We start from the raw sequence: 25254 nt of genomic DNA, 5'->3' as shown, positions 1-25254 counted from the left end.
AATAATGGCGTTGACGTGCTGGAAAGTTTTCATGGGGTAGGAACTTAGCCGGTAGCGCAGCACAAAGTCAACACTTGGCCTGCTGCGCCGAAAGCGGCACATCGAATACCTTGTCGAAGCCCCACTGGAAGACAAACGCATAAACGAAGAAAAACACGAACAACGCCAGGTTGGTCAGCAACGCCGCCCACAGGCTGACATCCAGCCAGTACGCCACCAGCGGCAGCAGGATCAGCACCAGCCCGCCCTCGAAGCCCAGCGCATGCAGCAGGCGCCGCAGGAACGTGCGCTCACGCCTGTGCTGGCGCGCTTCCCAGCGTTCGAACACCCAGTTGTAGGCCATGTTCCAGCTCATCGCGATGCCCGACATCAGCACCGACAGCACGGTCGACTGCGCCATGCCGGCACCGAACGCCAGCTCCAGCGCGGGCGCCACGCAGGCGACGGCGATGGCCTCGTAAAGGATGGCCTGGACGATCTTGCGTGCCTTGCCTTGCATGTTCAGCTCCCTGGGTAAACGACCTGTAAAACTACAAGAAGTGGCCCACAAGAAAAAGCCTGAAATTTGGACAACCCCGCGTTCGGCTGCTTGTATCTATCCAGTACAAACGGCAGCAAGTCGTACAACTTCGTCCAGGGAATCGAACGAGGATAAAGACGATGGCCCACCCCTTCCTGTCGGTGACCGGCAAATGAGCCTGGTATTCATCGACTTCCTCACCTACGTGCTGTTCGGCCTGAAGATCCTCGCGATCATCCTGGCCTCGCTGATGTTCCTGCTGGGTCTGGATGATCTGTTCATCGACCTGTGCTACTGGGGCCGCAAGCTGATCCGGCGCTTTCGCATCTACGACAAGTACGAGAAAGCCGACGAAAAACGCCTGTTCGAGGTACCGGAGAAACCGCTGGCCATCATGGTCCCGGCCTGGAACGAAGTGGGCGTGGTGGGCGAGATGGCGCGCCTGGCTGCCTCGACCATCGACTACGAGAACTACCAGATCTTCGTCGGCACCTACCCCAACGACCCGCAAACCCAGGCCGATGTCGACGCTGTGTGCCTGCACTACCCCAACGTGCACAAGGTGGTCTGCGCCCGCCCCGGCCCCACCAGCAAGGCCGACTGCCTGAACAACATCATCGACGCGCTGCTGCGCTTCCAGCAGGACGCCGGCATCGAGTTTGCCGGTTTCATCCTGCACGACGCCGAAGACGTGATCTCGCCCATGGAGCTGCGCCTGTTCAACTACCTGCTGCCGAACAAGGACATGATCCAGATCCCGGTCTACCCCTACGCACCGGAATGGAAAGGCTTCACCGCCGGCCACTATGTCGATGAGTTCGCCGAAAACCACGGCAAGGACGTGATCGTGCGCGAGGCCCTGACCGGCCAGGTGCCCAGCGCCGGGGTCGGCACCTGCTTCAGCCGCCGCGCCATCAGCGCGCTGCTCGAGGACGGCGACGGCATCGCCTTCGACGTACAGAGCCTCACCGAAGACTACGACATTGGCTTCCGCCTGAAGCAGAAGGGCATGAAGTGCATTTTCGCCCGCTACTCCATCACCGACCCGGCGCTGACCCTGAAGCAGGAATGGCGCCCGGGCATGAGCCGCGAATTTTCCCAGGTGATCTGCGTGCGCGAGCACTTCCCGCGCGACTGGCAGCATGCCATCCGGCAAAAGTCGCGGTGGATCGTCGGCATCGTGTTCCAGGGCACCAGCAACCTCGGCTGGAGTCGCAAGGGCGCGCTCAACTACTTCCTCTGGCGCGACCGCCGCGGCCTGTTCGCCTACCTGCTGAGTTTCCTGGTCAACCTGTTGCTGCTGGTGTTGCTGGCCATGTGGCTGGTCACGGTGATTGCGCCAGAGTCGTGGCGCTTCATGTCGATCCTCAGCGACAGCTGGCTGCTGACCACCTTGCTGTGGCTGAACGGGCTGATGCTGTTCAACCGCTTGTTCCAGCGCGCCTGGTTCGTCACCCGCTTCTATGGCATCGGCGAAGGGCTGCTGTCGGCACCGCGGATGATGTGGAGCAACTTCGTCAACTTCTTCGCCAACCTGCGTGCCCTGCGCCAGGTGATGGAAATGGGTGACTCGCGGCGCGTGGCCTGGGACAAGACCACCCACGAATTCCCCGCCATCGCTGCCCCCGCCCGCACGCCGCTGGGTCAGCGCCTGGTGGCCAAGGGCCTGATCAGCGACGAACAGCTGCAACAGGCGATCACCAGCCCGGTACGCCGGCGCCTGGGCCGCGAGCTGCTGCTGCGCGGCTGGCTGAACAGCGAACAGCTGGTCGCCACCCTGGCCGAGCAGATGGACCTGCCCTGGGCGCCGCTGAACCCGTTCAAGCTCGACCCGCAGCTGATCGCCAAACTGCCACGCAAGCTGGCTACGCACTACGGCGTGCTGCCCGTGGCCGAAGACGGCGACACGCTGGTACTGGCCAGCGAAAGCCCGGTCAGCCAGGTGTCGCTGGGGGTAATCAGCCGCCACCTGAAGCGCCCGGTCAGCGCCCGCCTGGCGCCCCAGGGCCGGGTGACCCTGGGCCTGCGCTACCACTACCCAAGCCCCTGGCAGAAGCCGGAAACCCGCGACATGCTGGCCATTCTCGAGCGCCACCAGGACGACGAAGTGCTGCTGGAACAGGTCAGCCATCACCAGGTAATGCTCGGCGCCCTGCTGCAGGTGCGCGGCATGGTCCCGGTCACTTTGTTCAACCAGGCGCTGATCGACTTCGACCCGGAACACCAGAGCCTCGGCGAGCACCTGATCGCCCGCGGCATCATCACCGAGCAGGTGCTGCAGCAGGCCCTGATCGAACAGGCCAGCGAACAGCAGGCCGCCTTTGACCTGACCCGGGAGGTGGCATGAAGCCGCGCTTTTCCCTCACCTTCACTGGCTTGTTGCTGTGTTCCGCCGCACTGCCCTGCGCCGCTTCGGCGCCGATGACCGACTTTCAGCGGTTCACCAGCTACCCGTTCATGGAGCGCAGCTACCGCGAAGCGAAGAAGGACAACTGGCCCGAGGTCGAACGCCTGACCCGCCACGTGCTAGGCCGGGTGCCGAACAACGACGAAGCCCGTGCGCTGCTGGTGGAGGCCCTGGCTCACCAGCGCCGCTACAAGGAGGCCGAAGCCCTCGCCGAACAGTTGGGCGACAGCCCTGAATACGCCAACGCCCTGCTTGAACTGCGCCTGACCTGGATCGAACAAGACCCGCCGCCGGCCAGCCAGGTGGAACAATGGCTGGCCAACAGCGACGGCACCCACCGGGTGCGCCTGTGGCAGGCCTATAGCCTGAGCCTGGCCAAATTTGGTGGTGCCGCCAAGGCGCTGGACTGGCTCAACCATCTGCCGCCTCAGGGGAACGGCCAAGTGCTGCGCCTGGCCCGGGCCAACTTCGCCGAGCAACTGCGCAACTGGAAGGAAACCATCGAACAGCTGCAGCCGCTGGCCGACCAAGGCCAGTTACCTGCGCAAGACTGGCAGCGCCTGGCCAATGCCTATATCCAGCAGGTGGATGAAAAAGGGCTGAACGCGCTGCTGCCCAGCGCCCCTTCCCCCGAAGCAGCCAACCAGGCCCGCCTGGCCATGGCCAACCGCGCCATCGCCGTCGGCCAGAACCAGCAGGCCCGGTATTGGCTGCAGGCACTGCCCGCCGAGCAGCTGAACCAGCCCGAGCAGCGCCAGCAACTGTGGGAGCTGGCCCGCGCAGGCGACGAGGCGCCGCTGGTGCAGCGCCTGAGCAACGAACTGCAACGCCCCTGCCTGGAAACCGTCGACTGGCTGTCGCGCCGCGACCCGCAGTTGGCGCGCGAGCAGTTCAAGGGCTGCACAGCAAGCACTGACCCCAAGGCCTACGCCGTGCTCAAGCAACGCCTGTACGGCGACCCGCCCCAGCCCCCGCAACCACGTACCGCCGCCGAATGGGAGCAACGCTATCGACAGAGCGGCGATATGGCCGCACTGGAGCAAGCCACCTTCCTGCTGATGCAGCAAGGCCATGACGAACACGCCCGGCAATTGCTGGAGCAGGCCTACGACCGCCACAAAGGCCGCCTTGCACCGTCGCTGCTGCAACGCCTTGGCAACCTGTATGCACGTAACGACGGGCCGCTGGACACCCGCCGCATGCTCGGCCTGGTCCCTCGGGTCGACGCCAGTACCCGGGCCCAGTTGCTCGGCCGCCTTGCCGAGGCAGGCCAGTGCGATGCCGTGCGCCAGGCAGTACCGGCCACCCCGAGCGAACCTGGCCAGTACCGCGCCCTGGGCCGCTGCGCCATGCCCGACCAGCCAGGCGAAGCGGTGGTCTACTACCAGGCCGCCGAGCGCCTGGGCGACAGCGGGAGCCGCCTGCCCCTGGCCTATGCCCTGGAAGCCGCTGGCGACTCCGAAGCGGCCCTGCCCATCTGGCGCACCCAGCCCGACAGCGCCTGGACCGACAACGCCCGCCTCACTGCCGCTCGCGGCGCGTTGAACGCCGACGACGCACAAGCGGCCCGGCGCTATTGGGACGCCGCCGCACACCATAGCGCCGACGATTGGGCCTTGGGTGCCGCCATCGCCCAGCGCCAAGGCGATTACCAGGCGGCGCTGGGCTTCCAGCGCCAGGCCCTGGCACACAACCCGCGGGCCGACCACTACTACGCGGCCTCCAGCACCGCGCAACTGGCTGGCGACAGTGCCCAGAGCAGCGCCTGGCTGGCAGAAGCCGTGCGCCTGGCTCCCGACCAGCCACGCTACCGGGCCGACTACGGTATGCGCCTGGCCGGCTCGACGGACAAGGCCCAGCGCCGCCAGTCGATTTCCTACCTGGAACGCGCCACCCACGACTTCCCCGAGGACTACCGCCTTGGCGAGACGCTGGCCTTGCGCTATGACGAAGCCGAAGACAGCGCTTCGGCGCGGCGCGAACTGCGCCGCATCCTCGCTGTGGAGCAGGACCTGGTCGACGGCGACGACGAATACGGCAGCCTGGAAGCGCGCAAGTACCGCCAGCGCCGCGCCCACGAAAGCCTGTCGCGGCGCGACACCATCACCCTGGCCAGCACCTGGTCGCCGGCCGGTACCTCGACCAACGACAAGTTCCTCGACAATGGCCAGCGCAGCGGCACTTCGCGCCGCGCGCAATCGCAGAACGTGCAACTGGCCATGTGGGACCATGCCCTGGGCGAGGAGCCCAGCCGCAACGGCAGCACCCTGTCGGTGTATGGCCGCGTGCTGTTCGGTGGGCAAAGCCGCACCGACTACGCGCAAAGCATGGGTACCGGTGTCGGCCTGCGCTACAAACCATTCGGCCAGGCCAACCTCAACCTGTATGCCGAGCTGTACCACCAGCGTCAGATCGACGAGGAACACTACCGCGGGCTGAGCCTGGGCCAACTGCTTAGCCCCGCCAAGGTCGGCGGCAACTGGGGCGACCTGCGCCACCACGCCGAATCGAGCAACGACCTGCTGTTGCGGGCCACCGCTTCTTTCCTCGACCAGGGCGACTGGCGCAACGACTGGCGGGTCGATGAAGACGACTGGAACGAACGCTTCCTCTACCTCGACGCCGCCTGGTGGACCCGTGCCGGCGACCACGCCTGGCTGTCGCGCTACCAGCAAGGCCACGCCTGGAAGCTGCCGGGCAGCTCACCGCAAACCATCATGCCCTATGGTTTTATCGAGTTTTCCAGCCAGGACCCGAGCAACGACTGGCGCCAGGACGCTCGGGCCGGTGTGGGCGTGCGCTGGCAGTGGTGGTTCGATGATGACCGCTACAACGCCTACCGCGGTTCGCTGAAAGTGCGTGCCGAGTACCAGCAATCGCTGGGCGGCAATCTATACGAGCGCGCCAATGGCGTGCTGGTCGGTGCGGAGATGACCTTCTGATGCGTACGTTCCTGGCCCTCTGCCTGCTTGCCCTGTGCCTGCCAGCCAGCGCCGACCAGCGCCTGTTCTACCAACCCCTGAACCGCGACGCCAATGTCACCCCCGCCCAGTGGCAGCAACTGTGGCATGCCACCGTGGCCCAGGGCGGCAAAACCCTGATCGTGCAGTGGAGCGCCTATGGCGACAGCGATTTCGGCGGTGCCCGCGGCTGGCTGGCCGACAGCCTGCGCAGCGCGCGTGCCCAGGGCCTGCAACTGGTGCTGGGGCTGTACATGGACCCGGCCTATTACCAGCGCATCGACGAGCTGGACGGTGAAGGCCTGAACAGTTACTGGAAGGCGCAGCTGGGGCGCTCGCTCAGCCAGTATCAGCAACTGCGCCAGGCGTGGCAGTTGCCGGTGGACGGCTGGTACCTGCCCATGGAGCTGGACGACCATCACTTTCGCGAGGCCGAGCGCCGGGATGCCCTGCACAGCCAGTTGCAGGCCTTCAACCGGCAACTGGACAAGCCTTTGCACATCAGCGCTTTCAGCGCTGGCAAACTCTCACCGCGGGTCAATGCCGCATGGCTGGATCAACTGGCCGGGTTGGGCTTGACTGTGTGGTGGCAGGATGGCACCGGGACCGGACGCTTGCCCGCGTTGGTGCGCCAGGGTTACGAGCAGGCCTTGCCGTGCCGGGTTGGCGTGGTGCGCGAGGCGTTCCGCCAGGTGAGCGCGCCAGGCCAGGCGTTTCGGGCTGAGCCTGCCCAGCCGAAGCTGGGCGGCGGGTGCCATGCCGAGGCGGTGTTCGACCTGCGTTACCGGCCATGGGCCCGGGGTGTTCTGCCCACCAATTGAGTCTCCAGGCCTGGCCTCTTCGCGGGTAAACCCGCTCCCACAGGGACAGCACAGATTTCCAACGCTGTGGAAGACCTGTGGGAGCGGGTTTACCCGCGAAGGGGCCAGGCCTGGTAATGCAGTACGCCCAGGAGCCCGCATGTTCAAGACCGTCGAAGCCCACGTTCGCAAACAGGTCGCCCCCGCCGCCCTGCGCGCCGAATTCCGCCAGCACGAATTCGAGGTCATGCGCCCGTTCTGCCTGCTGGTATTCTGCGTCAGCATCCTGATCTGGCTGGTCTTCGACCTGATCGTCAGCTTCCTCGGCGGCCAGGGTTTCACCTGGCTGTCCTATCTGTTCATCACCCTGCTCGGCAGCCTCACCGTGGTACTGCGGTTCACCCGTCGCAGCCATCACTTCGATGTACTCAACCTGCTGTTCATCGCCGCCATCACCCTGGGCATGCGCCTGGTGATCGAAGGCATCCCGGTGGCCCAGCGCCCGGTATGGCTGGTGCTCGGGGTGTCCACCGTGCTGTATGCCGTTTCGGTGCTACCGGTGCGGCGCTGGTCGTTCTTCTGCGCCATGGCCATCACCTGGGTGGTGCTCAACCCTTTCTACCACACCCGTATCGGGCCGGACGAACTCGAAGGCGCCATGCTGATCAGCTACGCGGTGTTCCTCAGCGGCCTGGTCATCTACAGCTACCTGCAGATGCGCAAGGCCAAGCTGCACAATTTCTACCTGTCCAAGGTGCTGCTGGACCAGGCCTATGTCGATGCCCTGACCGAAATCCCCAACCGCCGCTCGTTCATGACCCAGGCCGGCCACCAGCTACGCCTGGCCACGGCCGAGCAGTACCTGGCGATGATCGACATCGACAACTTCAAGCGGGTGAATGACCGTTTTGGCCATGACGTGGGCGATGAAGTACTCAAGCGCGTGGCCCTGCATATCAAGGCGAGCATGACCGGTTACGAGTTTGCCCGACTGGGTGGTGAGGAATTCGCGATCTTTTTCCAGGGGCTGGACCAGCAAGGCGCCGAGCAACGAGTGGCGGCGCTGTGCCAACGAGTACGTGAAGATGTTGGCGAACACCCGGTAACCATCAGCATTGGCCTGGCCCGGGTGGACCAGGGCGACAGCCTGACCACGGCGCTGGTGCGCGCCGACCAGGCGCTGTACGAGGCCAAGCACAGTGGCAAGGACCGGTTTGTGCTGTGGTCTGCCCGGCTGGCAGAAAGTGATTAGCAGGCCCGGCCCTTTCGCGGGTAAACCCGCTCCCACAGGTGCTCCACAGTTTGAATCTGTACGGCCCTTGTAGGAGCGGGTTCACCCGCGAAAGGGCCGGCACAGGCACCCCATCACCCGGCAGGCAAGCGAATCCGGAACTGCGCGCCACCCAGCGCCGACTGCGCCACGGTCAAGGTGCCACCCTGCCCCTCGATCGCCCGTCGGCTGATCGCCAAGCCCAGGCCAAACCCGCCGGTATTGCGGTCACGGCTACGGTCCAGGCGGTAGAACGGCTGGAAAATCCGCTCGCGCTCCTCCACCGGAATACCGATCCCGTCATCCTCCACCGTCACCAGGCAGGCGCCATCGTCTTCCAGGCGCAAGCGCAGCAACAGGCTCTCGTCGCAGTAACGCATGGCATTGCGCACCAGGTTCTGCACCGCCCGTGCCGTCAGCCGTGGGTCCAGCACAAAACGCGGCAAATCCCCCTCGGCCCGCACCTCCCACTGGATACCCCGGCCATCGAGCTCCTCGGCAAAGCCGCCGAGCACGCTGTCGACCAGCTCCAGCAACGAGACCTCGACACGCTCGCGGGCCTGATCGGCGTTGTACAGCCGGCTGTAGGACAACAGCTCCAGCACCAGCTCATCCAGCTCACGCACATGCCCCACCAGCTCCAGCAGGCGCTTGCGGCTGGCCGGCGGCACTTCGTCGAACAGCAGCACCAGGCCGAAGTCCAGCCGGGTCAACGGCGTGCGCAACTCGTGCGACACCGCATTGAGCAGCTCGCGCTGCTGGTTCACGTGGCGTTCCAGGTCACTGGCCATGGTGTCGAACACCCCGGCCAGTTCACCGATGTTGGAGTGCGGCGAGATGTGCGTACGCTCGGCCATCTGCCCCTGGCCCAGGCGCCGGGCGGTTTCCTTGAGGCGCTCCAGGTCGCGCCAGTGCGGCCATACCCACAGCAGCAGGCAACCGAGCATGGCTGCACCGATCAGTACGGTCACGCCCCACGACAGCACGTTGATATCCAGTGGGTCTGGCGGTGAGTGCAGGCGCACCAGCCATTCCTTGTCCAGCGGCGCCAGCACGGTTTCGTAGTAGCCCCATTCGGCGATGCGCACGGCGTACAGGCCGTGCTCCAGGCGCGCCTGCTCGTCCTCGCTCAGGTCGGCCTGGTCCATGCGCAGCAGTTGCAGTTCCAGCGGCGCGAAATCACTGGCCAGCTCTTGCTCCACCGCCGGCCACTGCTCGCGCGGGGCCTGGCGGAACTGGCGCACGATCAGCGCCTGCACACCCTTGGCCTGGTCCAGGTTGTAGGCCATGAAGCGGTCCTGGAACAGGCCGACGATGGTGTCGGGAATGAACAACAGTGCACCGGCATAGGCAACGATGATCACCAGGTACAGCCGCACCAGAATCTTCAGCATGGACGGTCAGCACTCCCACTCGACACGGCTGAACAGGTAGCCCTTGCCCCACACGGTCTTGATCTTGCGCGCTTCGCCGGCGTTATCGTCGAACTTGCGCCGCAGCTTGGAGATGGCCACGTCCACCGAGCGGTCGGTGCCGTTGAACTCGATACCCCGCAGTTGCTGCAGGATGCGGTCGCGGTTCAGCACTTCGCCGGCATTGCGCGCCAGTACCACCAGCAGGTTGTACTCGCCGCTGGACAGCTCCACCTCTTCGCCACGCCAGCTCACGGTGCGCTCGGCCAGGTCGATGCGCAGGCCACCGATCAGGATCAGGTCGTTGTCCAGGCGCGGCTCGTTGACGCTGCTGCGACGCAGCAGGGTACGCACGCGGGCCAGCAGTACACGCGGTTCGCAGGGTTTGGTCACGTAGTCGTCGGCGCCCATTTCCAGGCCCAGGACCTGGTCGTGGCTGTCGTCGCGGGCGGTCAGCATCAGGATCGGCAGGCCCTGCGACTCCTGGCGCAGCAGGCGGCACAGCTGCAGGCCGTCGATGCCCGGCAGCATCAGGTCGAGGATGACCAGGTCGGGCTTTTGCCGGCGGTACTCGTCAAGCACATGATCGCCACGGGCGATCACCTGGACATGGAAGTCGTTGCGTTGCAGGTAGCTGGCGATCAGTTCGGACAGGGCGCTGTCGTCTTCGACCAGGAAAATATTCGGCATAGGTGCTTGGAAGTCTGGGTTGTGGTAGGCCTTGCCGGCCTCTTCGCGGGTAAACCCGCTCCCACAGGGACTGCACAGGTTCCAGATGCTGTGCGGTCCCTGTGGGAGCGGGTTTACCCGCGAAGAGGCCGGTACAGGTACACGCAGAATATAGAACCCTACAGGTCGAGAGGATTGTTCTTCACACTTTTTCACACTCGTCCTACAGGTATTAACAGCCACGCAAGGAACGCCTGCCGTAGCATACCGGCGGTCATCATCGGAAGATCCGTATGTCTACTACCCTCCCCCCACGCTTGCGCCCGTTGGCGCTTCTGGCGTTCCTGAGCCTGTCCCTGGCCGGCTGCGACGACAGCGCCGAACAGGAAGAACAGGCCCCCACCCCGCAAGTGCGGGTGGAAACCCTGCAACTGCAGCCACTGGCCATCAGCAGTGAGCTCAGCGGCCGTATCCTCGCGCCGCGCACCGCCGAAGTGCGAGCACGTGTCGCGGGCGTTGTGCTCAAGCGGGTGTACCGCGAAGGCAGCGACGTCAAGCAGGGCGATGTGCTGTTCCTGATCGACCCGGCACCGTTCAAGGCCGACCACGACAGCGCCCGCGCCACCCTGGCCAAGGCCGAGGCCACCCTGTACCAGGCACGCCTGCAGGAGCAGCGCTACCGCGAGCTGGTCGACGACAAGGCCGTCAGCCGCCAGGAATACGACAACGCCAAGGCCAGCTACCTGCAGGCCGATGCCGCAGTGGCCGAGGCCAAGGCCGCCCTGGAACGCGCCCGCCTCAACCTCGGCTACGCCACCGTGACCGCGCCGATTTCCGGCCGTATCGGCCGCGCCCAGGTCACCGAAGGTGCGCTGGTCGGGCAGAACGAGACCACACCCCTGGCGACCATCCAGCAGCTGGACCCGATCCACGCCGATGTCACCCAGTCGACCCGCGAGCTCAACGCCCTGCGCCGCGCCATGCGTGCCGGCGAGCTGCAGCAGGTGGGCGACGGCCAAGCCCGGGCCACGCTGATCCAGGACGATGGCAGCACCTACCCGTTGCCGGGCAAACTGCTGTTCTCCGACATCAGCGTCGACCCCAGCACCAACCAGATCACCCTGCGCAGTGAGTTCCCCAACCCGGACCTCGACCTGCTGCCCGGCAGCTACGTGCGCGTGCGCCTGGAGCAGGCCGTGCAGCCCAAGGGCCTGAGCGTGCCGCAGCGCGCCATCCTGCGCGACAGCGCTGGCGTGCCCAAGGTGCTGGTGGTCGACCCGCAGGCCCGGGTCAGCGACCGCCAGGTAGTACTGGGCAGCGCCCAGGGCGACCGCTGGATCGTCAGCGAAGGCCTGGCCCCCGGCGAGCGGGTGGTGGTCGAGGGCCTGCAACACGTCAAGGCCGGTGACCAGGTGCAGGTCGACAAAGCATCAGGGGCATCGCCCATCGCACAGCACACTGGCCAGTGAGGGCCTGATTCATGCCGCAATTCTTCATCGACCGCCCGGTATTCGCCTGGGTGGTCGCCCTGTTCATCCTGCTGGCCGGTGCCCTGGCCATCCCACAACTGCCAGTGGCCCAGTACCCCAACGTGGCCCCGCCGCAGGTGGAAATCTACGCCGTGTATCCGGGCGCTTCGGCGGCGACCATGGACGAGAGCGTGGTCAGCCTGATCGAGCAGGAGCTCAACGGCGCCGACAACCTGCTGTACTTCGAGTCGCAAAGCAGCCTGGGCAGCGCCACCATCACCGCCACCTTCGCCCCGGGCACCAACCCGGACCTGGCCCAGGTCGACGTGCAGAACCGCCTGAAGGTGGTCGAGTCGCGCCTGCCGCGCCCGGTAACCCAGCAAGGCCTGCAGGTGGAAAAGGTCTCCACCGGCTTCCTGCTGCTGGCCACCCTCACCTCCGAAGATGGCAAGCTCGACGAAACCGCCCTGTCGGATATCCTTGCGCGCAACGTGATGGACGAAATCCGCCGCCTCAAGGGCGTCGGCAAGGCCCAGCTGTACGGTTCGGAACGCGCCATGCGCATCTGGATCGACCCGCGCAAGCTGATCGGCTTCAACCTCACGCCGAACGACGTGGCCGAGGCCATCGCCGCGCAGAACGCCCAGGTGGCCCCCGGCAGCATTGGTGACCTGCCCACCCGTGGCACTCAGGAAATCACCGCCAACGTGGTGGTCAAGGGCCAGCTGAGCACCCCCGAGGAGTTCGCCGGGATTGTCCTGCGTGCCAACCCGGACGGTTCCACGGTGACCATCGGCGATGTCGCCCGGGTCGAGATCGGTGCCCAGGAATACCAGTACGGCACGCGCCTGAACGGCAAGCCGGCCACCGCCTTCAGCGTGCAGCTGTCGCCGGGCGCCAACGCCATGGAAACCGCCACCCTGGTGCGGGCGAAGATGCAGGACCTGGCGCGCTACTTCCCCGAAGGCGTCAAGTACGACATCCCCTACGACACCTCGCCATTCGTCAAGGTGTCGATCGAGCAAGTCATCAACACCCTGTTCGAAGCCATGCTGCTGGTGTTCGCGGTGATGTTCCTGTTCCTGCAGAACCTGCGCTACACCCTGATCCCGACCCTGGTGGTGCCGGTGGCCCTGATGGGCACCTTCGCCGTGATGTTGGCCATGGGCTTCTCGGTCAACGTGCTGACCCTGTTCGGCATGGTGCTGGCCATCGGCATCCTGGTCGACGATGCCATCGTGGTGGTGGAAAACGTCGAGCGGATCATGGCCGAGGAAGGCCTGCCGCCCAAGGAGGCCACGCGCAAGGCCATGGGCCAGATCAGCGGCGCGATCGTCGGCATTACCCTGGTGCTGGTGGCGGTGTTCCTGCCCATGGCCTTCATGCAAGGCTCGGTGGGGGTGATCTACCAGCAGTTCTCGCTGTCGATGGCAGTGTCGATCCTGTTCTCGGCGTTTCTCGCCCTCAGCCTGACCCCGGCGCTGTGTGCCACCCTGCTCAAGCCGGTGGCCAAGGGCGAGCACCACGAACGCAAGGGCTTCTTCGGCTGGTTCAACCGGCGCTTCGAGGGCATGAGCAACGGTTACCAGCGCTGGGTGGTGCAGGCGCTCAAGCGCAGCGGCCGCTACCTGCTGGTATATGCGTTGCTGCTGGCAGTGCTGGGCTATGGCTTCAGCCAGCTGCCCACGGCGTTCCTGCCCACCGAAGACCAAGGCTACACCATCACCGACATCCAGCTGCCGCCAGGCGCCAGCCGCATGCGCACCGAACAGGTGGCGGCACAGATCGAGGCGCACAACGCCGAAGAGCCCGGCGTGGGTAACACCACCTTGATCCTGGGTTTCAGCTTCTCGGGCAGCGGGCAGAACGCGGCACTGGCCTTCACCACGCTCAAGGACTGGTCCGAGCGCGGTGCCGACGACAGCGCCCAGTCGATCGCCGACCGCGCGACCATGGCCTTTACCCAGCTCAAGGACGCCGTGGCCTATTCCGTGCTGCCACCGCCAATCGACGGCCTTGGCGAGTCGACCGGCTTCGAGTTCCGCCTACAGGACCGCGGCGGCATGGGCCACGCCGAGCTGATGGCCGCCCGCGACGAGCTGCTGGCAAATGCCGGCAAAAGCAAGGTGCTGACCAACGTGCGCGAAGCCTCGCTGGCGGAAAGCCCGCAGGTACAACTGGAAATCGACCGCCGCCAGGCCAACGCCCTGGGCGTATCGTTTGCCGATATCGGTTCGGTGCTGGACGTGGCCGTGGGTTCCAGCTACGTCAACGACTTCCCCAACCAGGGCCGCATGCAGCGGGTGGTGGTGCAGGCCGAAGGCGACCAGCGCAGCCAGGTCGAAGACCTGCTGAAGATCCACGTGCGCAACGACAGCGGCAAGATGGTGCCACTGGGCGCCTTCGTCCAGGCCAGGTGGGTCAGCGGCCCGGTGCAGCTGACCCGCTACAACGGCTACCCGGCGGTGTCGATTTCCGGCGAACCGGCAGCCGGCTACAGTTCGGGCGAAGCCATGGCCGAAATCGAGCGCCTGGTGGCCCAGCTGCCGGCCGGTGCCGGCCTGGAATGGACTGGCCTGTCGCTGCAGGAGCGGCTGTCCGGCAGCCAGGCACCGATGCTGATGGCGCTGTCGTTGCTGGTGGTGTTCCTGTGCCTGGCAGCGCTGTACGAAAGCTGGTCGATCCCCACCGCAGTACTGCTGGTAGTACCGCTGGGCGTGCTCGGTGCGGTGCTGGCGGTGACCCTGCGCGGCATGCCCAACGACGTGTTCTTCAAGGTCGGCCTGATCACGTTGATCGGCCTGTCGGCGAAGAACGCCATCCTGATCATCGAGTTCGCCAAGAGCCTGGTCGACCAGGGCGTCGATGCCGCTGACGCCGCCGTGCAGGCTGCGCGCCTGCGCCTGCGGCCGATCGTGATGACCTCGCTGGCGTTCATCCTCGGCGTGGTGCCGCTGGCCATTGCCAGCGGCGCCAGCTCGGCCAGCCAGAAGGCGATCGGTACCGGGGTGATCGGCGGCATGCTCAGCGCCACCCTGGCCGTGGTGTTCGTGCCGGTGTTCTTCGTGGTGGTGATGCGCCTTGCCGGGCGACGCCAGGCGGGTAATGCCGACACGCAGGCCGTGACCAGCGACAGCTGACTGGACAAGCCCCGCGTGAAATGGGAGGGTTCCCGGCATTGACTGCCCGGAACCCTTTTTCATGCCTGATGCCCTGCCCCCCTGCTCCATCCTCATTCTCGCCGGTGGCCGCGGCCAGCGCATGGGCGGCCGCGACAAGGGCCTGGTCGACTGGCAGGGCGAACCGCTGGTGGCGCATGTGCAGCGGGTGGTACGGCCGCTCAGCGATGACCTGGTGATTTCCTGCAACCGTAACCAGCAGGCCTACCAAGCGTATGCCGACCAGTTGGTGGGCGATGCCGAGGCGGACTACCCCGGGCCGTTGGCGGGGGTGATTGCCGGGCTCAAGGTGGCGCGGCATGAATGGGTAGTGCTGCTGGCCTGTGATGCGCCGCTGGTTGACCGGGGGTTGATCGAGGACCTGCTGCACCTGGCGGTGACCAGTGACAGCGCGGCCATGGTGCGCCAGGGTGGGTACTGGCAGCCGATGTTCAGCGTGCTGCCACGCCGGGTGTTGCCGGTGCTGGAGCAGGCCTGGGCGGCGGGCGAGCGGAGTTTGCAGAAGGCCTTGCTGCGTGAAGCGGTGCAGGGGCTGGAATGTGCCGACGATGATCGCAGGTTGAGCAACTTCAACAGCCCGGAGTTGCTGCAAGGCTGAGGTCATCTGCTGCCTGTACTGGCCTCTTCGCGGGTAAACCCGCTCCCACAGGTATTGTACAGGCCTCAAGGGCGTTGGAGACCTGTGGGGAGCATCTACTGCCTGCACTGGCCTCTTCGCGGGTAAACCCGCTCCCACAGATTCTCCACTGCCCTTGAGGCCTGTGCAGTACCTGTGGGAGCGGGTTTACCCGCGAAGAGGCCAGCACAGGCGACACCTCACCCGGCAGACAGCTCCTCGACACTGATCTCGCGCATGCGGAACTTCTGCACCTTGCCGGTCACCGTCATCGGGAACTCATCGACAAAGCGGAAGTACCGCGGCACCTTGAAGTGCGCGATCCGCGCCTTCGCCCACTCGTGCAGCTCCTCCGCGCTGGCCGTATGCCCCGGGTGCAGCCGCACCCAGGCCACGATCTCTTCACCGTACTTGCTGCACGGCACGCCAATCACCTGCACATCGGCCACCGCCGGGTGGGTGAAGAAGAACTCCTCCAGCTCGCGCGGGTAGATGTTCTCGCCGCCGCGAATGATCATGTCCTTGCTGCGCCCGACAATACGCACATAGCCCTGCTCGTCCATCACCGCCAGGTCGCCGGTGTGCATCCAGCCGTCCTCATCGATGCTTTCGGCCGTGGCCTTGGGGTTGTTCCAGTAGCCCAGCATCACGCTGTAACCCCGCGTGCACAGCTCGCCGATCTCACCACGCAGCAGCGTGTTGCCATCGGCATCGATCACCTTGTTCTCCAGCCGTGGCTGGGTGCGCCCGACGCTGGTCACGCGGCGCTCCAGGTCGTCGCTGGCGCCGGTCTGCAGCGACACCGGGCTGGTTTCGGTCATGCCGTAGGCAATCTGCACCTCGGCCATGTGCATCTCGCCGATAACCCGGCGCATCACTTCGATCGGGCAGGTGGCGCCGGCCATGATCCCGGTGCGCAGGCTGGACAGGTCGAACTCGTCACGCTGCGGGTGGTCCAGTTCGGCAATGAACATGGTCGGCACACCGTACAAGGCAGTGGCCTTTTCTTCCGCCACCGCACGCAGGGTGGCCAATGGGTCGAAGGCGTCGTTGGGGTAGATCAGGGTGCTGCCGTGGGTCATGCAGCCGAGGTTGGCCATGACCATGCCGAAGCAGTGGTACAGCGGCACCGGCACCACCAGCCGGTCATGCTCGGTCAGGCCCAGGCTTTCACCGACCATGTAGCCGTTGTTGAGGATGTTGCTGTGGCTGAGGGTGGCGCCTTTCGGGAAACCGGTGGTGCCCGAGGTGTACTGGATATTGATCGGGTCGTCGCAGCGCAGCTGTGCCTGGCGCTCGGCCAAGGCTTCGCGGCTGACAGCCGCGGCACGGCCCTGCAGTTGGTGCCAGGCGAGAAAGCCCGCCGGTGGCGCGGCGGCCAGGCTGACAACACCGCGCAGTTCGGGGAAGCGTTCGCAGATCAGGGCGCCCGGCTGGCTGCTGGCCAGGCCCGGAACCAGGCCCAGCAACATGGCGTGGTAGTCGGATGTCTTGAACGCGTCGGCGCAGATCACCCAGCGGCAGCCGGACTGGCCGAGGGCGTAGTCCAGTTCGCTGGAGCGGTAGGCCGGGTTGATGTTGACCAGGATCGCGCCCACCTTGGCGCTGGCGAACTGGGTGATGCACCACTCTGCGCAGTTGGGTGCCCAGATGCCGAGGCGGTCACCGGGCTGCACGCCCAGGGCCATCAGCGCACGGGCGTGCTGGTCGACGGCGTCGGCCAGCTGCTGCCAGGTGTAGCGCAGGGCCTGGTGGCGGACGACCAGGGCGTCACGGTCGGGGAAGCGGGCGACGGTGGTGTCGAAGGCGTCGCCGATGCACTGGGTAAGCAGGGGTTTGTCCTGGTTGCCCTGGGAGTAGCTTGGCTGGGGCATGGCGGTCTCTTGTTGTTCTTGTGTTGATTGAGCGGGCCTCTTCGCGGGTAAACCCGCTCCCACAGGGACCGCACCACATTCAGCCCCTGTGGAGATCCTTGTAGGAGCGGGTTTACCCGCGAAGAAAGCAACACCGGTTTAACGGATGAACACCTGCGGCGTGGTGGTGGACATGTCCCCACCCGGCAACTTGATGTTCTTCACTTTCTCCAGCGTATCCGGGTTGAACACCGCCAGGTCGTTGAAGGTGCCGCCCAGGTACAACTTGTCGCCTTTCTTGTCGAAGGCCACGCAGTAGTAAGTGTGGTCCAGATTCGCCGCCTTGATCAGCTTGCGCTGTTTGAGGTCGTACTTGGCCAGGCGGTTGAGCACGCCGTAGATCTGGTTCGGGTCTTTCGGCGAACGCAGCCCGGTGAAGTACAGCTCGGTCAGGTCGGCAAACTCCTGGGTGTGGGTCTTGCCGGTCTTCAGGTCGACGCTCAGGTAGCCATACAGCAGATCGGCGGTGGCCGGGTCCTGCTTGTCATCCTTGAACCTGGCAATGGTGTACAGCATCGAAAACTCGTGGCGCGGGCTCTGGTGCGGCCAGAAGTACAGCACGTCCGGGGCGCTGTAGCCTTTGCGGTTCCAGTTGCGCAGCGGCAAGGCCACCGTGTACTTGCCGGTCTTCACGTCCATCTTGTAGATGTCCGGCCCGGCGACGTACAGGCTGCCATCGTCCGCCGCACGCATCAGGTACACCTGGCGCGGCATCGGGAAGGTGCGCACCGGCTTGGCCTCCAGGCCATCGGCGGTGCTGAACACCTCCAGCCGCGGTGGCTTGACCACGTAGTGGTCGTTCAGGCGCTGGGTCGGGTTGACCGTGGCGTACACTTCCTTGCCGTCCGGGCTGATGGCGAACGAGTACATCGACCGGCCCACCTCACCCGGCACACTGGACAGGTTGGCGTGGAAGGTGTTCTTGCAGGTGTCCAGGTCGATGCCGTAGATGTCGCCGTAGTGGTTGTTGAGCACGTAGGCGGTGCGGTTGTCCGGCGCCATCATCGCGGTGCCGGGGCCGAACTTGTCGGGCATCACGCAGCTCTTGTACACCGTGTCACTGGCCACATCGACCACGTGCAGGTTGTTCGGGTAGTTGGTCACGATCATGTATTCGTGGCCAGCCTTCAGCGCCGGCCCGGTGTCGGCGGCCTGTACCAGCCCGGCACAGGCCGTGGCGGCGATGGTGAGCGCGAGTGACGCGCAGCGTCCAGCTTTCATGCGGTTTCCCCTTGTCATTCTTGTTGGGCCGGTCACTTGTCTTTCGGGAACACGGTGCCGAGGTTGCGCCAGTCTTCCGCCGAGTTGCTCGCCTGGGCGTTCCAGTCCTGGTAGGTGCTCATCATGTCCGGCACCTGGGCCGGCCACCAGCAAGGGTCGGAGCAGCCATACAGGTCGGCCTCCATCGGCTGGCACAGCGAGCTCACGCCACCAAAGGCGTCCACTTCCCAGCCCGGGTCGGTGGTGGCGGTGCAGCCCGCCACTGCGCTCATGGCCATGACTTCTTCGACGCGGTCTTCGGCGGCGGCCTGCTCGAGGATGCGCGCCTTGTTGTTCAGGGGCTTCAAGTGCTTCATGTCAGTGCGCCTTCCGCGGGGTGATGTAGCGATCGATGAAGGCCGGGTTGGCGGCCATGATGCGGCTGTAGACTTCGATGCCGAAGTCGACCCAGTCGCGCATCAGTTCGCAATAGTGGTAGGTCGGGTGCTGCGGGTCGCCATAGCGGGCATAGCTTTCGTGGTAGCAGCCGCCGGAGCACAGGTTGCGGATGCGGCAGCTGTCGCAGCCGGTGTTGCTGCGGTCCAGGCGCTGCGACAGGAAGTCGTTGAGCTGCGCCTGCTTCACGCCCTGGTGCACATTGCCGAAGGTCGGCAGGCTGGAGCCGGTGAAGCGGTGGCACAGGTTCAGCTCGCCCTCATGGTCCACGGCCAGCATCTTCAGCCCGGCGCCGCACGGCAGGGCCTTCTTGTGGCCTTCGTGGATGTCGGTGATCAGCTGGTGCAAGTTGGAGAAACCGATGTTGCGGTGCTCCAGCGCAGCCTCCAGGTAACGCCGGCCCAGCGCCTTCATGTTGGCGAACACCTGAACCAGCTCTTCGCCGGTGAGGTTGAAGTTGGCCATGTCGCCGGAGGTGACCGGGGCAAAGCCGACTTCAGCGAAGCCCAGTTCGTTGAACAGGTGGTTCCAGATGGTCTCGACGTCGGTGATGCCACGGGTCAGCGTGACCCGTGCGCCCACCGGGCGGCTGTGGTAGCGCGACAGCAGCATGTCGACCTTGCGCCGCACCACGTCATAGGTGCCCTGCCCGCCCACGGTGATGCGGTTGCGGTCGTGCACGGTCTTGGGGCCGTCGATGCTGATCGACAGGCCGAAGCGATGGGCATTGAGCCAGTCGACGATCTCTTCGTTGAGCAAGGTGGCATTGGTGGTCATGATGAACTCCACCTGCTTGCCCGCCTCGGCGAAGCGCCGCTCGCAGTAGGCGACCATGTGCTCGATCAGTGGCCGGTTGGACAGCGGCTCGCCACCAAAGAACACCACGCTGTAGCGCTGCTCGTCGGGCGACTCCTTGAGCAGCATCTCCACCGAAGCCTCGGCGGTGGCAGTACTCATCTTCTTGCCCGCGGACGGTTTGTCCAGGTCTTCCTTGTAGCAGTAGGTGCAGCTGAGGTTGCAGCCGGTGTTGACGTTGAGCACCACGGTGTTCAGCGCCGTGCGCTCGACCTGCTTGAGGGCGATTTCCGGGGTCAGCGGCGAGCCGTCGCTGACCAGTTCCAGCGCGATCAGCTCGCGCAGGGTGTCCTGGATATCGCTGCCGGCAAACTGCTGGCCAAGGCGCTGCATCAGCTCCTCGGCCGAGCAGCCTTGCTGGCGCAGGGTGTCGATGATGCCGCCGGTCACCGCGTCGGCGGTGAACAGCGAACTGCTGGGGATATGGAACAGCATGCGGTCGGCGTCGACCTGCACTTCATGCAGGTTGCGTTCGACCAGGTTCAGTAGCGCGCCCATGGCGACCTCCCGATAATCGATCCGTTGGAAAACCGTAAGCCCCCTGCCGTTACGGCAGCGGCGGGTTGTTCCAGCGCTGTACGGTGACGATCATGTGCCCCTCGCCAGTCTGGCCACCGTCGGCCAGGGTGGCGATGACCTTCAGGTTGCCGGCGTTGTTGGTCATCATCTTGCGCTCCGGGTTGGGGCCGGCACCGCCTGGCACGAACACGCCATCGGCCTGCATCTTCCCGGCGAACTTGACGTCTTCGTCCTCGACCGCACGCTCGTTGAACGGCTCGACCTTCCAGCTGGCCGGCAGGTAGCCGATGCGCAGCGGCTGGCCATTGGCGTCCTTGCCCCAGGCTTCGGCCTCGAAGCGGCCCTGCACCTTGGGCACCGAGGCACCGTTTTCGCCGATGCGGGCGATAGAGAACGCCGGCACCACTTTCACTTCCTCGACTTTGTCGTACACCGCCAGGTTGACGCCCTTGAGCGCCCCGATGGCGACTTCGCGCTGGCCTGGTTTGGCATCGGCCGCGGCGCGGGCCTTCACCCGTACCAGGGTCGGGGTCTGCTCCAGCACCTCGGTCACTTCCACGCCAGCGCCCAGGTCCGGTTTGCCGGCCAGGCCGCTGCCGACCAGGGTGATCTCGCTTTCGCCACCGGCCTTGATGAATGCCGGTTGCACCGCCAGCAGGCGCGCCTTGCCCTCCTTCACTGCGGTGAAGTCCAGGCCACGCTCGTCGTGCTCGGCCTCGAACATGCGGCCCTTCATTTCGCCATCCAGCGCGGCGAACACCTGGCGCAGGTTGGCGTCGCCGACCTTGACGTTGCCACGCCATTCATAGCCGTTGTAGAGGATCGCCGAACCGCTGCCATTGAACGGCGTGCCGTCGGCATAAGCGCCCTTGACCTCGACCTTGAAGGTGTCACCCTGGTCAGGCGTGACGCTCATCACCCCGCGCACATCGCCCTTGGCCAGCATGTGGCCGCTGAATGCCCACTGACCCGGCAGCGCATCGGCCTTGGGCCTGGCCTTCTGCCATTCGGCCCACGCCGCGCTTTCCAGCGGGTAGCGCTTGGCCAGGTCGGGCACCACTTGCTGCAGGGCGATCGGCAGCCAGTCGCGGTCACGCGCCTGGGCCTGGTATTCGAGGGACGGCCACTGGCCGAGATGGAAGTTGACGAGGTGCTCCCACTCCTTGGCCGGGCGCCGCTGCAAGGCGACACGGGCACCGGAGTGGCAACGGCCACAGGTTTCGCTGAGCTGGGTGTCGAACTGCTCGACGGTGTTCAGCCGGCGCTCCATGGCATACCGCACGCCATCGGTTTCGCTGGGCGCCAGGCCCTGCTTGTCGGCCAGGTACTTGACCAGGGTGCGGCGGTCGTCGTCGCTTATCTGCAGGCCGTGCATCACCTGCATGCGGGCGATGCTCATCAGCCAGCCTTCCGGCGTCTTACGCTGGTGGCTGATACGGCTGTAGGTGTCGTTGCCTTCGGGGATATGGCACCCCATGCACTTGTTCTGCAACAGGCTCGGGCCCTGCTCGGCCGCCATGGCCTGGGTGCTCAGCAGCGCGGCGGCGACCAGCGCCAGTTTGCCCGCATGCCGCCGGAGTCGAGTCGTCTTCAAGGTCAGACCTCCACGGTTGTTGTTCTTATCGTTTTCGCACGCTTTGGTACAGCAGGTGTGCATGTGACGGTTGCGATACAGGAACTGTGCCAGGTGCTGTAAAAGTGTTTTAAATCAAGCCATTGAGGACAATTACCGGATAATGGCAATGCAAGGACAGCTTCTTTGAGCGTCCCATTCCGCGACTGAGTGTTTCACCTTGAGACACTGGGCCTGCTGCGCAGGCCTTGTGTCGCGAAAGGGCCGCACAGCGGCCCCCGCTTTTACTGTTTCACCACCGTCTCACACCGTCTCAATGTGCAACAGCGCAGCCCTGCAATCCCAACCTTGCACCAGGACAAAACCCAACCCGTTCAACGGCTTGCGGCCATCTACCGACCTTGGCACGCCCATTGCGCCTATGCCTGTCACATCCAATGACAAGAGGCACCGTCCCATGCTTTCCGAACTGCCCATCCTGCCCGCCACCCGCGCCTTTCTCGAACGCAAGCTGAAGATGCGCATCGGCGCCGACTGGCAGGACGCCGCCAGCGGTCGAACCCTGTCGTTCCGCAACCCGGCCACTGGCGAGGTACTGGGTGAAGTGCCCGCCGCCGAGGCCGAAGATGTCGACCGCGCCGTGCGCGCCGCTCGCCAGGCCTTCGATGATTCGCCGTGGAGCCGCCTGCGCCCACGCGAACGGCAGAACCTGCTGTGGCGCCTGGCCGACCTGATGGAGCGCGACGCCCGCCAGCTGGCCGAACTGGAATGCCTGAACAACGGCAAGAGCGCCGCCGTTGCCCAGGTGATGGACGTGCAACTGGCCATCGACTTCCTGCGCTACATGGCCGGCTGGGCCACCAAGATCGAGGGTAGCACCGTCGAAGCCTCGATGCCGTTGATGCCCAACGACCAGTTCCATGGTTTCGTGCGGCGCGAGGCAGTGGGCGTGGTCGGCGCCATCGTCGCCTGGAACTTCCCGTTGCTGCTGGCCTGCTGGAAGCTCGGCCCGGCCCTGGCTACCGGTTGCACCGTCGTGCTCAAGCCCGCAGACGAAACACCGCTGAGCGTGCTCAAGCTGGCTGAACTGGTGGACGAAGCCGGCTACCCGGCGGGCGTGTTAAACGTGGTCACCGGCACCGGCCTGAACGCCGGCGCCGCACTCAGCCGCCACCCCGGCGTGGACAAGCTGACCTTCACCGGCTCCACCGAGGTCGGCAAGCTGATCGGCAAGGCAGCCATGGACAACATGACCCGCGTCACCCTGGAACTCGGCGGCAAGTCGCCGACCATCGTCATGCCCGACGCCAACCTGCAGGAAGCCGCCGCCGGCGCGGCCACGGCGATCTTCTTCAACCAGGGCCAGGTGTGCTGCGCCGGGTCCCGCCTGTACGTGCACCGCAAGCACTTCGACAACGTGGTGGCCGACATCGCCGGCATCGCCAACGGCATGAAGCTGGGCAGCGGCCTGGACCCTGCGGTGCAGATGGGCCCGCTGATCTCGGCCAAGCAGCAGGACCGCGTCACCGGCTACATCGAGCTTGGCCGCGAGCTGGGCGCGACCATCGCCTGTGGTGGCGAAGGCTTCGGGCCTGGCTACTTCGTCAAGCCGACAGTGATCGTCGATGTCGATCAGCACCACCGCCTGGTGCAGGAAGAGATCTTCGGGCCGGTGCTGGTGGCGATGCCGTTCGATGACATCGACGAAGTGATCGGCATGGCCAACGACAACCCCTATGGCCTGGGTGCGAGCATCTGGTCCAACGACCTGGCCGCCGTGCACCGGATGATCCCGCGCATCAAGTCGGGGTCGGTGTGGGTCAACTGCCACAGCGCCCTCGACCCTGCCTTGCCGTTTGGCGGCTACAAGATGTCCGGCGTCGGCCGTGAGATGGGGGCGGCTGCCATCGAGCACTACACCGAGCTGAAATCGGTGTTGATCAAGCTCTGATCATTTTCCTGTACCGGCCCTTTCGCGGGTAAACCCGCTCCTACAGGATCATCACAGGCCTGAACACTGTGGGGTCCTTGTGGGAGCGGGTTCACCCGCGAAGAGGCCGGCACAGGCAACCCGAAAACAACAACAAAAACATGGAGCACACCATGAGGCACAAACTCGCCTGCACATTGGCCCTGCTGTTCGCCGCCCCCATCACCCAGGCCTACGAGCTGTACAACCACGACGGCACCACCCTCAACGCCGACCTCGAAGCCCTGTTCGGCGCCTTCCACAGCGACGAAAGCTTCAACCTGGCCGGCAACCGCAAGCCCGGCAGCACCGCCTGGCAGGAAGGCTACGTCAAGTATGGCCTCAGCGGCAGCCAGGCCCTGGCCGACAGCGGTGCGCTCTACGGCGCCTTCAACCTGCTCAGTTCCGCCACCTGGGGCGACGGCGATGCCGCCGGCCTGACCCTGGGTGACGAGCGCCGCACCGCCATCGAAGACCTGTACCTGGGCTGGCGCTCGGCCAACCTGTTCCCGGCCCTGGGCGAAGACGGCGTGGACATTTCCGGCGGCCGCCAGGTGGTGACCCTGGGCGACGGCTTCCTGATCCAGGGCGACCCGGTGAACCTGGGCAAGGTCGACCTGGGCGCCAACTTCGACCGCGGCGGCGCCTACTACCTGGCCGCACGCAAGGCCTTCGACCGCACCGCCGTGCTGCGCCTTGGCGGCAAGCAAGGCTGGCGCAGCGACCTGATGTGGCTGAAGTCCGACAACCACTACCAGGCCGACACCTCGCTGGCGGTGGCCAACCTGGAGCACGTCGCCGAAGCCGGCACCGTCGGCCTGAGCTGGATCCGCGGCCTCGACGTGGACCAGCGCTACGCGCAGATCATGGGCCTGGAACACCGCGACGGCATGGACACCGCCAGCCTGCGCGGGCGTGGCAGCCTGGGGGTGAAAGACCTGGAGCTGGCCGCCGAGTACGTGACCCAGGACAAAACCGGCGGGCGGGAGAACGCCTGGTACCTGGAAGGCAACTGGACCTTCTCCGAACTGCCCTGGTCCCCCACCGCCACCTACCGCTACAGCCGCTTTTCCGAAGACTTCGACCCGCTGTTCTATGGCCTGAGCCGTGGCTATGGCACCTGGTTCCAGGGTGAGGTAGCGGCGAACTATGCCGGGCCGTTCAACAGCAACAGCCAGGTGCACCACGTGGCACTGAAGGGCAAGCCACGGGACAACCTGACCGTCGGCGCGCTGTACTTCGACTTCGATACGCTGGACACCGACCAGGGCAACCTGGGCGGGCGGGAGCTGGACCTGTATGTGGAATGGATGGTAAACGACCACCTGCTGATCAGCCCGCTGGTAGGGTTCTACAAGCCGGAGCGCAGCGCGGCCAATGGCGGGACGCAGCTGGGTGGGCGGGATACCGGGACCTATATGCAGCTGATCGTCGGGACTTTCTTCTGATTCGAAATCCTGGGGCTGC

17 protein-coding genes are annotated in these 25254 nt (G+C 65.4%); 9 read left to right on the top strand and 8 right to left on the bottom strand.

The window, feature by feature from the left end:
- Positions 1-67: 67 nt before the first annotated feature.
- Complete coding sequence (locus RR51_RS22185; RefSeq protein WP_003259966.1) at positions 68-499, bottom strand: PACE efflux transporter; 432 nt, start codon at positions 497-499, stop codon at positions 68-70.
- A gap of 193 nt (positions 500-692) precedes the next feature.
- Here RR51_RS22185 and nfrB point away from each other — a divergent pair, with 193 nt between their 5' ends.
- The 4 genes from nfrB to RR51_RS22165 all read left to right on the top strand — a co-directional run bounded on the left by nfrB (position 693) and on the right by RR51_RS22165 (position 7939).
- Positions 693-2867: a cyclic di-3',5'-guanylate-activated glycosyltransferase NfrB gene (gene nfrB, locus RR51_RS22180; protein ID WP_013972834.1), complete on the top strand. Its 2175-nt coding sequence runs from the start codon at positions 693-695 to the stop codon at positions 2865-2867.
- Positions 2864-5869 (top strand): phage receptor, encoded by a 3006-nt coding sequence (locus RR51_RS22175; RefSeq protein WP_039614692.1) that lies wholly within the window; start codon positions 2864-2866, stop codon positions 5867-5869. Before nfrB ends, RR51_RS22175 begins: the two co-directional genes overlap by 4 nt.
- Positions 5869-6708, top strand: a complete 840-nt coding sequence (locus tag RR51_RS22170; protein WP_039614691.1) for a DUF4434 family protein — start codon at positions 5869-5871, stop codon at positions 6706-6708. Before RR51_RS22175 ends, RR51_RS22170 begins: the two co-directional genes overlap by 1 nt.
- 139 nt (positions 6709-6847) lie before the next feature.
- Complete coding sequence (locus RR51_RS22165; RefSeq protein ID WP_039614690.1) at positions 6848-7939, top strand: GGDEF domain-containing protein; 1092 nt, start codon at positions 6848-6850, stop codon at positions 7937-7939.
- A 113-nt stretch (positions 7940-8052) separates the two neighbouring features.
- On the opposite strand, the gene RR51_RS22160 is transcribed toward RR51_RS22165, so the two are convergent.
- Complete coding sequence (locus tag RR51_RS22160) at positions 8053-9351, bottom strand: ATP-binding protein (RefSeq protein WP_039614689.1); 1299 nt, start codon at positions 9349-9351, stop codon at positions 8053-8055.
- A 6-nt stretch (positions 9352-9357) separates the two neighbouring features.
- Positions 9358-10059: a response regulator transcription factor gene (locus tag RR51_RS22155; RefSeq protein ID WP_003259958.1), complete on the bottom strand. Its 702-nt coding sequence runs from the start codon at positions 10057-10059 to the stop codon at positions 9358-9360.
- 272 nt (positions 10060-10331) lie between these two features.
- Here RR51_RS22155 and RR51_RS22150 point away from each other — a divergent pair, with 272 nt between their 5' ends.
- The 3 genes from RR51_RS22150 to mobA all read left to right on the top strand — a co-directional run bounded on the left by RR51_RS22150 (position 10332) and on the right by mobA (position 15284).
- Positions 10332-11507 (top strand): efflux RND transporter periplasmic adaptor subunit, encoded by a 1176-nt coding sequence (locus RR51_RS22150; protein ID WP_039614688.1) that lies wholly within the window; start codon positions 10332-10334, stop codon positions 11505-11507.
- Positions 11508-11518: 11 nt separating this feature from the next.
- Positions 11519-14647, top strand: coding sequence for an efflux RND transporter permease subunit (locus RR51_RS22145; protein ID WP_015270564.1), 3129 nt, complete (start codon positions 11519-11521; stop codon positions 14645-14647).
- 61 nt (positions 14648-14708) lie between these two features.
- The gene (mobA, locus tag RR51_RS22140; RefSeq protein ID WP_039614687.1) at positions 14709-15284 is read left to right on the top strand and encodes a molybdenum cofactor guanylyltransferase MobA; all 576 of its coding nucleotides are present in this window, start codon (positions 14709-14711) and stop codon (positions 15282-15284) included.
- A gap of 218 nt (positions 15285-15502) precedes the next feature.
- On the opposite strand, the gene RR51_RS22135 is transcribed toward mobA, so the two are convergent.
- From RR51_RS22135 to peaA, 5 genes are all read right to left on the bottom strand, one after another.
- Positions 15503-17176: a fatty acid CoA ligase family protein gene (locus RR51_RS22135; RefSeq protein ID WP_039614686.1), complete on the bottom strand. Its 1674-nt coding sequence runs from the start codon at positions 17174-17176 to the stop codon at positions 15503-15505.
- Positions 17177-17314: 138 nt separating this feature from the next.
- The gene (gene peaD, locus RR51_RS22130; RefSeq protein ID WP_015270567.1) at positions 17315-18436 is read right to left on the bottom strand and encodes a quinohemoprotein amine dehydrogenase subunit beta; all 1122 of its coding nucleotides are present in this window, start codon (positions 18434-18436) and stop codon (positions 17315-17317) included.
- A 32-nt stretch (positions 18437-18468) separates the two neighbouring features.
- Positions 18469-18792 carry a quinohemoprotein amine dehydrogenase subunit gamma gene (qhpC, locus tag RR51_RS22125; RefSeq protein WP_004375838.1) on the bottom strand — a complete coding sequence of 108 codons (324 nt, stop codon included), beginning with the start codon at positions 18790-18792 and terminating at the stop codon, positions 18469-18471.
- Position 18793: 1 nt separating this feature from the next.
- Entirely contained in the window at positions 18794-20224 is a 1431-nt protein-coding gene (gene peaB, locus RR51_RS22120) for a quinohemoprotein amine dehydrogenase maturation protein (RefSeq protein WP_039614685.1), read from the bottom strand.
- Positions 20225-20273: 49 nt separating this feature from the next.
- Positions 20274-21839: a quinohemoprotein amine dehydrogenase subunit alpha gene (gene peaA / locus RR51_RS22115; RefSeq protein ID WP_031325501.1), complete on the bottom strand. Its 1566-nt coding sequence runs from the start codon at positions 21837-21839 to the stop codon at positions 20274-20276.
- Between the two features lie 436 nt (positions 21840-22275).
- On the opposite strand from peaA, the gene RR51_RS22110 reads away from it, so the two are divergent.
- The gene (locus RR51_RS22110) at positions 22276-23769 is read left to right on the top strand and encodes an aldehyde dehydrogenase family protein (protein WP_039614684.1); all 1494 of its coding nucleotides are present in this window, start codon (positions 22276-22278) and stop codon (positions 23767-23769) included.
- Between the two features lie 152 nt (positions 23770-23921).
- Positions 23922-25235: a hypothetical protein gene (locus RR51_RS22105; protein WP_039614683.1), complete on the top strand. Its 1314-nt coding sequence runs from the start codon at positions 23922-23924 to the stop codon at positions 25233-25235.
- Positions 25236-25254: the final 19 nt, after the last annotated feature.

The organism is Pseudomonas sp. C5pp (assembly GCF_000814065.1).
Classification (GTDB): Bacteria; Pseudomonadota; Gammaproteobacteria; order Pseudomonadales; family Pseudomonadaceae; genus Aquipseudomonas; species Aquipseudomonas asiatica.
This window is presented reverse-complemented; position numbering and strand designations above follow the sequence as displayed.